Source organism: Zunongwangia sp. L-65 (genome assembly GCF_056859415.1).
The window spans coordinates 18356-32451 of sequence record NZ_JBSXOK010000064.1 but is presented as its reverse complement, the minus strand read 5'-3'; the positions used below and the strand labels follow the sequence as shown (position 1 = coordinate 32451).

Genomic DNA, 14096 nt, shown 5'->3' with positions numbered 1-14096 from the left:
CTATTAGATGTTTCAATTCCTATGCCAGCATATTTTTTCTGAAATAATTTTCAAAAACTGTAACAAACAGAAACTACCCCTATCTTTATATTAGAAACAAGATAATTTTTTGCAATCAACCATCACACATATTAACAATCTTGTAAATGACTGCCGTCTGGGTAACCAACGCGCCCAAATGGAGATTTACAACAGGTATTACAGGGCCATGTATAATACCGCATTAAGAATCGTTCATCACAGCGCCGAGGCAGAAGATATTATGCAAGAGTCTTTTTTAAGTGCTTTCGAAAAAATTGATCAGTTTAAAGCTGAAGCTTCTTTTGGTGCCTGGCTAAAGCGAATTGTGGTAAATAACAGCATTAATGCACACAGTAAAAGATCGAAATACGAAGAAGTAAGCTACAAGGATTATCTTAAAAACGAAATAGACGATAATGAAGGAATAACTACTACTGATACTCAAAATCAAAAAGTGAAAATGGTTTTAAACGCCATGCAAGAACTAAAGGAGAATTACAGGATTTGCCTAACACTTCATTTAATTGAAGGTTATGATTATGAAGAAATAGGCGATATTTTAAATATCTCTTATGCCAATTGTAGGACGACCATCTCGCGAGCTAAAGAAAGTTTAAGAAAAAAAATGATGAAAGATGAAAAATGACGAATACTTTGAGGATCTGAAAAAATTGAACTTCGATATTGCTGAACCAAATTCAGGACACGAAGATCGATTTCTCGAAAAACTTGACCGGCGGCATCAAAACAAACATCCTAAAAAAGGAAAACTAAGAAAACTTTGGATCCCTCTAAGTAGCATAGCAGCCGCCCTTATCATAGTATTTTTTGCTTTTGGAAAGGTATTTAATACTCCTGCCTTTGCTAAGGAAACAGGCCTTGCTGCGGTATCCCCGCAAATGAAGGAAACACAGGATTTTTATAGTACACTTATCGAAAGGGAACTTAAATCTATCGAAGGAGAGCGCAGCCCACAAACCAATAAAATCATTAACGATGCCTTGGTGCAACTAGAAACCTTAGAAAAAGAATACAATAAACTAAAAAAAGACCTTTTAGAAAGTGGGCAGGATAAACGCGTAATCTACGCCATGATTAACAACTTTCAAAAAAGAATTGACCTGTTAAATCAGGTACTGGACCAAATTGAAACGATAAAACAACTAAACACACAAAAAAATGAAACTAACATTATATAAGCTCTTGTTCTGCGCACTATTAGTGCCGGCATTAGGTTTTGCCAACAAAGATTTGGATGGCAGGCATACTAAAGAAAAAACGATAAAAAAAGAATTTAAAGTATCCCAAAGAGGTGTTTTGGACATTAATAATAACTATGGAAATATAGATATTTCTACCTGGGACGAAAACCGAATTGTCATTCAGGTTTTTATAAAAACAAACGGCGATGATCCTGAAAGAGTTCAGAAAAAATTAAACGATATTTCAGTAGATTTTCAGCAAAGCGGCAATCGTGTAAGTGCAAGAACGCGGTATCAAAAAGAAGAAAAATCCTGGTGGAGCGGTTTATTTAGCAGCAGTAATAATGTCAATATGGAGATCAATTATGTAGTAAAAGCTCCTGTAAATCATGATATGGTAATCGATAATGATTACGGAGCCATTTACATCGATAAAGTAAACGGAAATACCGATATTTCCTGTGATTATGGAAAAATTGACATCGGAGAATTAAGAGGATCCAGAAATATTTTGAATTTCGATTATACCCGAAATTCTCACTTTGGGTTTATTTCTTCTGCGGAAATCGATGCCGATTATTCTGAATTTACCATTGAAGAAGCTGAAGACTTGATCATTAGTGCTGATTATACCGACTCGAAAGTTGAAAAAGTTGAACGTCTTCGATACAATTGTGATTACGGAAGCTTTAGAGTAGATAAAGTAAAAGACCTTGAAGCTGATGGTGATTACTTAAGTACTAAGATTGGCCGGGTGTTCTCATCCCTTAGCCTAAATCAGGACTACGGTTCGATTTCTATTGAAAAATTAATCAACGGGGTAAAAAGCGTAAATATTGATACCGACTACGCGGGAATCAAATTAGGTTTTGATGCAGAAATGGATTTTATCTTTAACGTGCATACCTCTTACGGGAGCGTAAAAGGTACGGATGATCTGGAAGTTCAAAAAAGGCATGATCGTAATACCAGCAAGGAGATTTCAGGATATTATGGTAAACAAAACAGCCAAAATTCAATAAACATCACCACAAGCTATGGAAGCGTTAGTTTCCATAAAGAATATTAAAAACATATAATTCAGCAAGTAAACTACCTCGGGGCAAGCCCATGAGGTATCCGATAGAAACAAAATTATAATTTCGAGGCGAGTCTCGGGGTATTAAACCCTTTGGCGGTGCCAATAAAAATAGCCATCTGGCATAACCATTAATCAATTACATCATGAAAAAATCAATTTTAACAGTAGTAGTTATCTTTTGTATAAGCATCACCTCAGCAAGTGCCCAATGGTGGAGCAGCAATAAAAGTATTAAAGGAAATGGCGATATGGTAAATAAAAGCCGCAAAACATCAGATTACGACAAAGTAAGCCTTGTAGGTTTTATGGATGTTGTCTTGGTTAGCGGAACTGAAGGAAACCTGACCATTGAAGCCGAAAGCAATCTTCAGGAATATATTACTACGGAAGTGAAAAACGGAACTTTAAAAATTTCAGTAGAAAAAGGGGTAAATATTAGTCCTTCTAAAAACAACATGATTAAAGTAACCGTTCCTTTTGAAGATTTAGAGGGGGCTCATTTAACCGGAAGCGGTGATATCTGGACTGAGGATAAAATCACCGCAAAAGATTTTTCCTTATCGGTAACCGGAAGTGGCGATTTAAAACTAGAAATCGAAGCTGATGATATTACCGGAAACGTTACCGGCAGCGGTGATGTAGTATTAATAGGAAACGCAAAAAGCCTGGATTGCGGCGTAACCGGATCTGGAGATTTTGACGCTTTTAAACTTAGAGCAAAAAAAGTAAGCGCACAGGTTTCTGGTTCTGGTGATGTGATGGTTTATGCCGAAGAAGAGCTTGAAGCACGAGTTGCAGGCTCTGGAGATATTGAATATAAAGGGAATCCCAGCAAAGAAAACTTTAAAACTTCAGGATCTGGAGATATCTCAAAACATTAATTCCCAATATTGATAATTATTGTTTAATTTTTTTGAATGCGAAGTCCCTTCTCCCTTAAAGAAGGGATTTTTTGTTTGGAAATTGTTTAGGGTTATCAGGAATCAGGAATCAGGAATCAGGAATTTAAAACTAATTATTTCATCTCACATCTCTAGTTTTTATTTGGGTAAAATGAAGAATATTAACTTGTAATCAGCCGGAACTAAACATAAATTGTTGGCACATTCATCCCAAATCAATGCTGATTCCAGATTTATGTATCTCTAGTTTATTTTCTATTTAACGACGTAGCGGTCTAAATGCTACTTCTAACTCAAAAAAGAGCTATCCACTTTGCATGCCGGTGAGGCAAGGTTGAGACGACGTCCTTGTTCAAATCCAAAATTTAGCATACAAAATTTAGCATTTTTAAGCTTTATTCCTGGATCTTATTTCTCTCGTATATGGTCTATATTCTCTTTTCTATATTCTCGCAGCGCAGCGCTCTAAATCCTAACTTCTAATTTTCGGTACTCTAATCAATAAAATAATCCCACCTATAAAAAAAATGATCAAAAATAATATCGAATTTCGAATACTCCCGGTAAGCTGGGCTATTAAACCATACATAAACATCCCGATAACAATCCCTATTTTTTCTGAAACATCATAAAAACTAAAGTAACTGGCGGTATCAATAGCATTTTCAGGAAGCATTTTAGAATAGGTAGACCGTGAAAGTGACTGGATACCTCCCATTACCAAACCAACGCTGGCCGCTGCCACGTAAAATTGATTAGGCGTGGTTATAAAATAGGCATATACGCAAATTAAAGCCCAGATAATATTTATAAAAATCAGGGTTTTAATATTACCAATCTTAGCGGCTATTCTCGACGTTAAGGTGGCTCCCAAAACAGCCACTAACTGGATGAGTAAAATACTTACAATTAATCCTGTTGTAGCATCCTGCTCTCCCCAATTTAATTCTTTAATTCCAAAATACGTAGCGATAAGCATAATGGTTTGTACCGCCATACTATATACGAAAAAAGCTCCAAGATACCTTTTTAGCTGAAGGTTATGATTTAGAGAACTCCAGATTTTACGAAGTTCTTTAAATCCGTTAAACAGTACATTTTTGGTAAGCTTCGCTTTTTTCGTCCCTTTTGGTAAATAGTAATAGGTGTACTGGCTAAAACCTATCCACCATATTCCAGTTAAGACAAAGGATAAGCGGGTTGGTAATCCTTCATCTTCAAAACCAAACATGTCGTATTTAAGGATCATCAATAAACAAAGAATAAGCAGGATAACACTACCTATATATCCTAAAGAAAAACCTTTAGCACTTATTTTGTCCTGTTGCTCTGGAAAAGCGATATCTGGTAAATAACTATTATAAAATACCAAACTTGACCAAAAACCAATTAGCGCCAGGAAATAACAAAGTAAACCGAACCATAAAAATTCCATATTAAACCAAAACAAACCTATGCATGATAAAGCGCCCAGGTAACAGAAAAACTTCAGAAAATTCTTCTTGTTCCCAACATAATCCGCAATTCCTGACAGAAACGGACTAAGTACAGAAACGACCAGAAAAGCTGCTGCGGTTACATAAGAAATTAGGGCATCGTTATTAAAATCAAATCCTAAGAAATGAACGGTATCATTAATATTATTGCCTTCAGCATCTCTAATAATGGTTAGTGCCCCATAAAAAATAGGAAATATTGCTGAAGAAATAACCAGACTGTACACCGAGTTTGCCCAGTCGTAAAATGCCCATGCGTTAAGTAGCTTTTTGCTACCCTTTGGAAGATTTTTCATGGACTAAAAATAAAAAAGCTACACCAGATAGTGTAGCTTTTTCAACTTATTTATTTCTAAATATTATTGAAAACTTGTTACTCCATATTTTCGGGCTTCAGCTTTTGCTTCAGGAGCCCAGGCTTCAAGATTATTTATTCTGGTTTGATTTGACGGGTGTGTACTTAAAAATTGGGGTGTTGAAGCTCCTCCACTGTTTTGCTGCATCCTTCTCCATAAATCGGCTGCCTCATCTGGATTATATCCGGCAATAGCCATTAAGGTCAAGCCTATTCTGTCGGCTTCAGATTCATGACTTCTACTAAAAGGTAGCATCACTCCTAACTGTGTTCCAATTCCGTAAGCCTGAGCAAAAATCTGTTGGGTTTGCTGGCTTTTACCACTAAGAGCCGCTGCTCCTACTCCACCAACCACTTGCTGCACTTGTGCTGCACTCATTCGTTGCGCACCATGATCGGCTAATGCATGTGCCACCTCGTGTCCCATCACGACCGCCAGACCAGTTTCGTCCTGAGTAATTGGCAAAATACCAGTATATACCACGGTTTTTCCTCCTGGCATAGCAAATGCGTTTACCTGATCGTCCTTTACAAGATTATATTCAAATCTAAAATCGTCCAAAAATCCCTGGTATCCATTTGCGTTTAAATAACGCTCAGCTGCAGTTTTAATTTTATCACCAACTCTTTTTACCATCCTGGATTCAGCAGTACCGGTCACCACATTACTACTATCCAAAAATGCATCGTATTGCTGAAACGAGGCGGAGAACAATTGATCATTACTTACAAAATTTAAATTCTTTTGTCCTGTGAAAGGATTTACTTTACAGGCGACTACTGTTAAAGTAGCAACAAAAAGAACTACTATCCACTTCTTTACTTTCATATTTTAATTAGATTAGTTTTGTTAAAATTACAAAAGCCACAGCGCTTTAAAGTTTTGTTTAAGTAGGATTTAACAATTTTTCAGCTTTCAAAAAGGATTCCAAAATTTTCGAATCTGAATAACAATTCATTTTAAAAATGGCAAAAAAGCATAAAGATAAAACCCCTATTCAGCAATTACTGCTTCCCTGGTATATTTTATATACCGGTAAATTTTTAAACTGGGCGTCCCCTTATCTAGCCAGTAAATTTGCAGGTAAATTATTTCTCACTCCACTAAAATATAAGCTTCCCAATCGCGAAAAGGCTATGGATCAAAATACCATACAAACGCAACAGATTTTACCAAAAAGCAAAAAACAAATCATTGTTTATGAATATGGTGAAAGTGCCCAAAAAGTTTTACTCGTACATGGATGGAGTGGCCGTGGTACACAACTTTCTAAAATCGCCGATGCCGTGCTAAAAGAAGGATTTAGTACAATAAGCTTTGATGCTCCTGCCCACGGCAAAGCTTCGGGAAAAATGAGCATGATGCCTCACTTTATAGAAGCTATTCATTTTTTGAATAAAAAATATGGTCCGTTTCATTCGATCATTGGACATTCCTTAGGCGGAATGTCTACACTAAAAGCAATTAAAGAAGGAATATCTCCAGAAAGAGCCGTGATTATTGGCACCGCAAATAGCGTGACTACGATCACGCAGGAATTTGTGAAAAACCTGCATATGGACAAAGAAGTGGCTTATTTGATGAAAGCCCATTTTGATAAAAAATTTGGGCAGGATATGGATAATTACTCTGGAGCAATTTCAGCGCAAAGTGTTCATATTCCTACTTTGGTAATCCACGATAAAAATGATGTGGATGTGCATTACAAATGTGCTGAAGAAATTCATAATCAACTAAAAAACAGCGAACTCTATTTAACCGAAGGTCTTGGACATCGTCGAATCCTGGGAGACCAAAAGGTTATTAACAAAATCACAACGTTCATCACGGCATAATCTTTGTAACTTTCAACATAAAAACAAATGAGAAAGTTACTATTCATATTTATTGCCGTGTTTACCCTGGTAAGTTGCAAAGGAAACGCTCAGGACGAAAATTCTAAAAAGAAGCAAAAGTTCGAAATTTCTAAATCTGAAAGCGAATGGAAAAAAGAACTTACAGATGCCGAATTTAAAGTACTTCGAAAAGCTGCGACCGAGCGTCCTTATTCCAGTGACCTTCTAACGGTAAAAGGAAACGGAACATTTGTTTGCGCTGCCTGCGGAAACGAACTTTATGAAAATAAACACAAGTTCGAAAGCGGTACCGGATGGCCAAGTTTTGATCGTGCTATAGAAGGTGGAGTAGCTTTTGGCTCTGATTCTAAACTGGGCTACCAACGCGACGAAGTGCACTGCGCAAAGTGTGGTGGACATTTAGGTCATGTTTTTGATGATGGACCAAGAGAAACTACCGGAAAAAGACATTGTATAAACGGTGTCGCTATGAACTTTATACCAACTGAAAAATAATTAACCCCAATGAAAAAATATAATATCGAGAAACCGGAAGCTGAATGGAAAGAGCAGCTATCTGAGGAACAATACCGTGTTTTAAGAAAAAAAGGAACTGAAGCACCGCACACCGGTAAATATAACCTACATTTTGAAGATGGAGAATATCGTTGCGCCGCTTGTAATGAAAAGTTATTCGAAAGCGATAGTAAGTTTGAAAGCGGTTGTGGCTGGCCAAGCTTCGATGAAGCTATAGAAGGCAAAATTGAGTATGTACAGGATCGCACCTTTGGAATGATAAGAACCGAAATTCTATGCGCCAACTGTGGAAGTCATTTGGGCCATGTCTTTGACGATGGCCCTACAGAAACCGGCCAGCGCTATTGTGTAAATTCGGCCAGTATAGATTTTAAAAACAATTAGAAACCCTTAAATATTTACCACTATGAAAAAGATATTCACCTTACTTTTTGTAACCACATTTTTATTTACTTCCTGTTCTGATGATGGAGAACCAGGACCACAAGGTCCTCCGGGAGAAGATGGACTTGATGGATTAGCTTATACTTTAGAAGAGCAAATTACTTTTGATTATTATGATGACACGAATAGTTATTCAAGGGTAATTTTAATTCCAGATGATGTGCAAACAATAAACCCTGAAGCTGATGCGGTTTTAGTGTATCGATACCGAGAAATTCAAGATAATGAAGGTAATTTTATGGATACCTGGAGTTTAATCCCTCAAAATTTCTTTCTAAATGATGGAACAATTCAATATGTTTACAATCATACCGCATCAGATGTGGAGATCATTATTGAAGGAAATTTTGATTTAAGTAACCTTAGTACGGATTATACCAACAATCAAATATTTAGAGTGGTTGTTGTTCCTTCAAATTATTTAGCTTCCCACAATGAACTTGATATTACCAATTATAATTCGGTAATGAAAGAATTGAATATAAAAACTTCAGATATAAAAATGGCTAACTAAAATTCTTTATAGTTTAAAATTCAGAGGCTTTATCTTTTCGGTAAAGCTTTTTTTATTGGAGAGAAACTCATAAAACTTTTAGCCAATCCTACAAGTTCAAAACTTTTCGGTTAAGGGATTATTCCTTAAATTCGCAAGAACTATTTTTTGTATAAAAAAATCTAAATATGAGTAAATACGATATCATTGTTTTAGGTAGTGGCCCGGGTGGTTATGTAACTGCTATCCGTGCTTCACAATTAGGCTTTAAAACAGCCATTGTGGAAAAAGAAAACCTTGGTGGTGTTTGTCTAAACTGGGGATGTATCCCAACAAAAGCATTGCTTAAAAGCGCAGAGGTTTTTGAATACCTTAAACATGCAGAAGACTACGGTTTAAAGCTTGAAAGCCCCGATAAGGATTTTGGTGCCGTAATTAAAAGAAGTCGTGATGTGGCCAATGGGATGAGTAAGGGTGTACAATTCCTTATGAAAAAGAACAAAATCGATGTTATCGATGGTTACGGAAAACTTAAGGCAGGTAAAAAAGTGGAAGTTACCGATGCTAAAGATAAAAAGACAGAATATTCTGCCGACCATATTATCGTAGCTACAGGTGCTCGCTCTCGTGAACTGCCTAACCTAAAACAAGACGGTAAAAAAGTTATTGGATATCGTGAAGCTATGTCTTTAGACAAGCAACCAAAGAAAATGATCGTTGTTGGTAGTGGCGCCATTGGTGTGGAGTTTGCTCATTTTTATAATTCAATGGGAACCGAGGTTACTATCGTAGAATTCTTACCAAATCTTGTGCCTTTAGAAGACGAAGAGGTATCTAAGCAATTTGAGCGTAGCGTTAAAAAAGCCGGAATTAAAGTGATGACAAACTCTTCTGTAGAGAGCGTTGATACTTCTGGCGATGGCGTTAAAGCAAAAGTTAAAACCAAAAAAGGAGAAGAAACTTTAGAAGCAGATATCGTGCTTTCTGCAGTTGGTATTAAAACAAATATCGAAAATATTGGTCTTGAAGAATTAGGGATCAAAACCGATAAAGATAAGATCGTTGTAGACGATTTCTATAAAACAAATAAAGACGGGATTTACGCTATTGGTGATGTTGTTCACGGCCCAGCGCTTGCACACGTTGCTTCTGCGGAAGGAATTATTTGCGTTGAAAAAATTAAGGGAATGAATGTACAGCCTTTAGATTACGGAAATATTCCTGGTTGTACCTATGCAACTCCTGAAATTGCATCAGTAGGAATGACTGAAAAGCAAGCGAAAGAAGCTGGTTACGAAATTAAAGTGGGTAAATTCCCATTTTCTGCTTCAGGGAAAGCAAAAGCTGCCGGAAAATCAGACGGATTTGTAAAAGTAATCTTTGATGCAAAATACGGTGAATGGTTAGGATGCCATATGATTGGTGCCGGTGTTACCGATATGATCGCTGAAGCCGTTCTTGGTAGAAAATTAGAAACCACAGGACATGAAGTATTAAAAACAGTTCACCCTCACCCTACAATGAGTGAAGCGGTGATGGAAGCTGTTGCTGCTGCTTACGATGAAGTAATTCATATCTAAGCTAAGGTTTGAGATATAAAGATTAGATCTTAGACATGATAAAAAGCCCTGAAAATTGATATTTTCAGGGCTTTTTTATTTGGTTTTATTTTGTAAAAGTAATTAGTCGATAGTTCCGTGTTTCCATAAGAAGCTAAGAGCTTACAGAAACCGAATCTTTTTAGAAATATGATAAAAACAAGCGAAACTGCTTTTGTGAAGTAAAAAAATATCTAAAAATGACGAATTTGGATATTTTTTATTCTACATTCAAAAAAATCTATGTTCTAACATCTAATAGCGCAGCGGTCTGTATTCTAGATTAAATCGCAATACCAAAAACCAGTATCCCAGTTGGTATCTTCATCTGTAAAACAATTATCCTCCCCGTCTTCTACGCTTTTGTATGTTCGATGTACTTTTTCGCCAATTTCAAATTTAATAGATTCTGAAAAAACAGGCCCATCGAAAACGAAGGTATGAAACTCACCGTTTTCACCACATGGGTCTACATTTTCGGGCAAATCGGCTAAAAATTGATGGTCGATCACTCGTCCGCAGAAAGATTCATCTAAATATTCAGCATTGGTACATACTATGATCGCTTTAAATCCTAATTCTATAAAATCTTCCACTAATTTTGAGGTTTCTTTTTTCCAAAGCGGATATACACCGGTTAAACCAACCTTGGCTAACTGCGAATCTCGATATTCTTTTAGATCTTCTAAAAAAATATCGCCAAAACAGGCAAAATCGATTCCTGCTGCTTTCAGTTTTTTAGTTTCAGTTTCCATAACCCTATTGTAGGTTTCCATAGAAACATTTCCAGAAAATTCGGCTAAATGTAGTGGTAGTCCAATACTTCTAGCCTGCGCTTGTAACAGTTCAAGACGCACGCCATGCATCGAAATTCGGTTTACATCAGTATTGATTGCTGTAAAAAGCTCAACAACATCAAAATCACCCTGTTGCTGAAGTTTATATAAAGAAAAAGCGGCATCTTTACCGCTACTCCAATTCAAATAGGCTTTTTTCATTCCGAACAAAATATTGACAAAATTTCTTACTGGCTTAAGAAATTCCGAATTAAAGGAATACTGAAATTATCGAATTCAGACTAAAACTATAAAAAACTTTGTATAGCCAGGTCATAACTTTTAAGTCCGAATCCCAAAATAACGCCTTTCACCACTGGAGACAAATACGATTTATGCCTGAAACTTTCTCTAGCATGAGTGTTAGAAATATGAACCTCGACCACCGGAGTTTCGATGGCTTTAATGGCATCTGCGATAGCTACTGAAGTATGCGTGTAAGCCGCAGCGTTTAGAATCACACCGTTAAATTCCTTGCGCGCATCATGAAGCATATCTATGATCTCTCCTTCAATATTACTTTGAAAATAAGAAAGCTTTATTTTTTCAAACTTCTTTTGTAGATCATCAAAATATTCTTTGAACGTCTGATTTCCGTATATTTCAGGCTCTCTGGTACCCAAAAGATTTAGATTAGGTCCGTTTATAATTAGAAGCTTCATGATATATTCAATTTAATGATAAAGATAAAAATTTTAAATATAAAAAAAGCGGAAGAAAATCTTCCGCTTTAGATAAACTACCTCAAGGTAATCCTATGGGATATTTATCAGAAAATTATTTTTTATTGAAATTTATATCCTACAGATAATTGGAAAACACTATTAGGAGTAGAGGCATCCTCTCCTGCGAATGCTTCCTTTTCTATAACATTGGTGTAACCTGCAATGTATCTTGCACTAAAAAATAAATTATTATCAAATTCATACGATGCACCTAAAACTCCAGAGAAATCAAAGTTATTCAAGCCTTCTTCAATATCTGCACTTCCTCCATCAAAGTCGTATTTTGAACTTACTTTGATTCCAAATTGAGGGCCAGCTTCTAAACTAAAGTTTTTACCCCCTAAATAAAATTTCGCTAATACCGGTATATTAACATACCCAATACTAACATTTTCATCATTAGTAAATCCAAACCCCTGCAATGAATACTGAGCTTCTGGTTGAATAGACAAAAAGTCATTAACCTGAAATTCCACCAAACCTCCAATATGAAAACTTGTTACCCACTCAAATTCTGAACTTGCATCACCGGCTAAATTAGAAAAATTAAGACCGCCCTTTATACCAAATTCCGTGCGCTGCGCAAAAGAAGTCATTCCCACTAAAAAGAAAATGACAAATGATAATTTTTTAAGCATCAAAAGATATTTTTTAATTGATGGGATAAAAGTATTCTAATTTTAATCAAACATTAAATTGGAAAGCGTTTTTTTTATTCTTAAGAGTGAAAATAACTTAGGCAATAATAAAAGCCTTCACTTTTCAATTTGAAATCTACAAATCGTGAATAGGAATAATAAAAAAAGCGGAAGAAAATACTTCCGCTTTAATTCATAATTTGGTTAGTTAGTTGACCTTTATAGGTTTTTAGAACATAAAACCTACACCGGCTTGCCATACAGAGTTATGTATATCTAGATCTTCAAAAGTTTCAGAGAATCCATAAGTATATCTACCCTGGATAAAAAATCCATTGTTGAATTTATACTCTAATCCTGCTGCTCCACCAAATTCAAAATCCTGAGCTCCTGGATATGGATTATCGATATCTCCACCGTCTTGAATTGGTTGATAATCGATCTCTTCATTAACCTTAAAATTAAAGGTAGGTCCAGCTTGTACACTTAATCCATCTACTAAATAGATCTTAGCTAAAACAGGTACACTTACGTAGTCTAGTTGATATTCTACATTATCATCTACATCTAAAAAATTAGCCTGATCATTTTCGTAAATCTCGTATCCCTGCCCAGAATATAAAACCTCTGGCTGAATAGAAAATCGGTCTGCTAAAGGAATTTCAGCTAATAAACCTACATTAAAACTTGTTCTTGAATTATCTGAACTAAAATCGTCTCCGGTAAAATTAGCGAAGTTAACACCACCTTTAATACCAAAATTCCAAGCTTCCTGAGCACTCATCGTAGTGGCTCCAAACAATACTAAAGCAATAATTAAAATTGACTTCTTCATAATAACATTTTGTTTTTGATTACGGGACAAATGTAAGTAAGCGATTCTTAAAGAAATCTTACCAAAGGCTAAAGTATTATTAAGGTTAAATTGCCATAAATCGTATCTTTAACACATGAAATGGGAATATATTTTAAAGGATTACCTTACCTATTTAAAGTTAGAACGCGGACTTTCAGTTAATTCAATTAGCAGTTACGAACTGGATTTAATCAAACTTATTAATTTTTTAAAAGTTAAAAGTTTTTCGGCTAGTCCACTTACAATCGACCAGGAAACACTGCAATTATTTTTATACGAGATAGCAAAAGAACTAAATTCCCGCTCTCGTGCTCGTATTATTTCAGGATTAAAAAGCTTTTTTAATTATCTGATATTTGAAGATTACAGAAAGGATAACCCCACAGATCTTATCGAAGCTCCTAAAATAGGAAGGAAATTACCAGAAACCATTTCTGTTGAGGAGATCGACGAATTGATTGCTGCCATAGATTTAACCAAGACCGAAGGAGAAAGAAATCGGGCCATTATAGAAACCCTTTACGGCTGTGGTTTACGGGTGTCAGAATTAACAAATCTACGTATCTCAGACCTCTATTTTGAAGAAGGATTTATAAAAGTAACAGGGAAAGGCGATAAACAACGATTTGTCCCCATTTCAGATTACAATATTAAATATATTACAATCTATAAAGACCAGGTAAGAGCACACCAGGAAATAAAACCTGAAGCAAGTGACACCTTATTTCTTAATCGAAGGGGTGCACAACTCACCCGTGCAATGATTTTTACCATTATAAGACAGTTAGCTGAAAAAGCGAATATCAGGAAAAAGATAAGTCCGCATACTTTTAGACATTCTTTTGCAACCCATCTTTTAGAAAACGGAGCCGATTTAAGAGCGATACAGCAAATGTTGGGGCACGAAAGCATCACTACAACTGAAATTTATATGCATATGGATAGAACGTATCTACGCGAAGTCCTGGAAACTTATCATCCAAAGAAAACTTAACTTAGGTTAAGAACTCCTATTAAATTTCTGCTAAAAGTAGCTATACGCTTCGTTTTAGGAATTTCTCTTATTAATTTAGAGA

General features: G+C 35.8%; 16 protein-coding genes. 10 read left to right on the top strand and 6 right to left on the bottom strand.

Translation table 11 applies throughout. The features are described from left to right. Positions 1 to 109 precede the first annotated feature (109 nt). From AC13DP_RS11705 to AC13DP_RS11690, 4 genes are all read left to right on the top strand, one after another. On the top strand, positions 110 to 667 hold the full coding sequence (locus AC13DP_RS11705) for an RNA polymerase sigma factor (protein ID WP_041578802.1): 558 nt from the start codon (positions 110 to 112) through the stop codon (positions 665 to 667). Next, positions 657 to 1220 carry a coiled-coil domain-containing protein gene (locus AC13DP_RS11700; RefSeq protein ID WP_013071311.1) on the top strand — a complete coding sequence of 188 codons (564 nt, stop codon included), beginning with the start codon at positions 657 to 659 and terminating at the stop codon, positions 1218 to 1220. Before AC13DP_RS11705 ends, AC13DP_RS11700 begins: the two co-directional genes overlap by 11 nt. Then, positions 1201 to 2292 (top strand): DUF4097 family beta strand repeat-containing protein, encoded by a 1092-nt coding sequence (locus tag AC13DP_RS11695; protein WP_041578801.1) that lies wholly within the window; start codon positions 1201 to 1203, stop codon positions 2290 to 2292. The genes AC13DP_RS11700 and AC13DP_RS11695 overlap by 20 nt, the downstream gene beginning before the upstream one ends. Before the next feature lie 155 nt (positions 2293 to 2447). Then, positions 2448 to 3185, top strand: coding sequence for a head GIN domain-containing protein (locus AC13DP_RS11690; RefSeq protein ID WP_013071309.1), 738 nt, complete (start codon positions 2448 to 2450; stop codon positions 3183 to 3185). A gap of 493 nt (positions 3186 to 3678) precedes the next feature. Here AC13DP_RS11690 and AC13DP_RS11685 read toward each other — a convergent pair whose 3' ends face one another. Then, positions 3679 to 4998, bottom strand: a complete 1320-nt coding sequence (locus AC13DP_RS11685; protein ID WP_013071308.1) for an MFS transporter — start codon at positions 4996 to 4998, stop codon at positions 3679 to 3681. A 63-nt stretch (positions 4999 to 5061) separates the two neighbouring features. Continuing rightward, positions 5062 to 5886 carry a M48 family metallopeptidase gene (locus AC13DP_RS11680; protein ID WP_281683316.1) on the bottom strand — a complete coding sequence of 275 codons (825 nt, stop codon included), beginning with the start codon at positions 5884 to 5886 and terminating at the stop codon, positions 5062 to 5064. Positions 5887 to 6023: 137 nt separating this feature from the next. On the opposite strand from AC13DP_RS11680, the gene AC13DP_RS11675 reads away from it, so the two are divergent. The 5 genes from AC13DP_RS11675 (at position 6024) to lpdA (ending at position 9947) form a co-directional block, all read left to right on the top strand. Continuing rightward, positions 6024 to 6893, top strand: coding sequence for an alpha/beta fold hydrolase (locus tag AC13DP_RS11675; protein WP_483067861.1), 870 nt, complete (start codon positions 6024 to 6026; stop codon positions 6891 to 6893). A 27-nt stretch (positions 6894 to 6920) separates the two neighbouring features. Further along, positions 6921 to 7409 (top strand): peptide-methionine (R)-S-oxide reductase MsrB, encoded by a 489-nt coding sequence (gene msrB / locus AC13DP_RS11670; protein WP_041578800.1) that lies wholly within the window; start codon positions 6921 to 6923, stop codon positions 7407 to 7409. A gap of 9 nt (positions 7410 to 7418) precedes the next feature. Beyond that, entirely contained in the window at positions 7419 to 7814 is a 396-nt protein-coding gene (gene msrB / locus AC13DP_RS11665; RefSeq protein ID WP_013071304.1) for a peptide-methionine (R)-S-oxide reductase MsrB, read from the top strand. 22 nt (positions 7815 to 7836) lie between these two features. Then, positions 7837 to 8388, top strand: coding sequence for a hypothetical protein (locus tag AC13DP_RS11660; protein WP_013071303.1), 552 nt, complete (start codon positions 7837 to 7839; stop codon positions 8386 to 8388). A 167-nt stretch (positions 8389 to 8555) separates the two neighbouring features. Continuing rightward, positions 8556 to 9947 carry a dihydrolipoyl dehydrogenase gene (lpdA, locus tag AC13DP_RS11655; protein WP_228251024.1) on the top strand — a complete coding sequence of 464 codons (1392 nt, stop codon included), beginning with the start codon at positions 8556 to 8558 and terminating at the stop codon, positions 9945 to 9947. Positions 9948 to 10243: 296 nt separating this feature from the next. On the opposite strand, the gene AC13DP_RS11650 is transcribed toward lpdA, so the two are convergent. From AC13DP_RS11650 to AC13DP_RS11635, 4 genes are all read right to left on the bottom strand, one after another. Beyond that, positions 10244 to 10963: a Dph6-related ATP pyrophosphatase gene (locus tag AC13DP_RS11650; RefSeq protein ID WP_483067860.1), complete on the bottom strand. Its 720-nt coding sequence runs from the start codon at positions 10961 to 10963 to the stop codon at positions 10244 to 10246. Positions 10964 to 11049: 86 nt separating this feature from the next. Then, positions 11050 to 11463, bottom strand: coding sequence for a type II 3-dehydroquinate dehydratase (gene aroQ / locus AC13DP_RS11645; protein WP_483067859.1), 414 nt, complete (start codon positions 11461 to 11463; stop codon positions 11050 to 11052). Between the two features lie 122 nt (positions 11464 to 11585). After that, positions 11586 to 12164, bottom strand: a complete 579-nt coding sequence (locus AC13DP_RS11640) for a porin family protein (protein WP_272959201.1) — start codon at positions 12162 to 12164, stop codon at positions 11586 to 11588. A 229-nt stretch (positions 12165 to 12393) separates the two neighbouring features. Beyond that, positions 12394 to 12999, bottom strand: coding sequence for a porin family protein (locus AC13DP_RS11635; protein ID WP_483067858.1), 606 nt, complete (start codon positions 12997 to 12999; stop codon positions 12394 to 12396). A 115-nt stretch (positions 13000 to 13114) separates the two neighbouring features. Here AC13DP_RS11635 and xerD point away from each other — a divergent pair, with 115 nt between their 5' ends. Continuing rightward, positions 13115 to 14014 (top strand): site-specific tyrosine recombinase XerD, encoded by a 900-nt coding sequence (xerD, locus tag AC13DP_RS11630; protein WP_483067857.1) that lies wholly within the window; start codon positions 13115 to 13117, stop codon positions 14012 to 14014. The last annotated feature ends 82 nt before the right edge of the window (positions 14015 to 14096 follow it).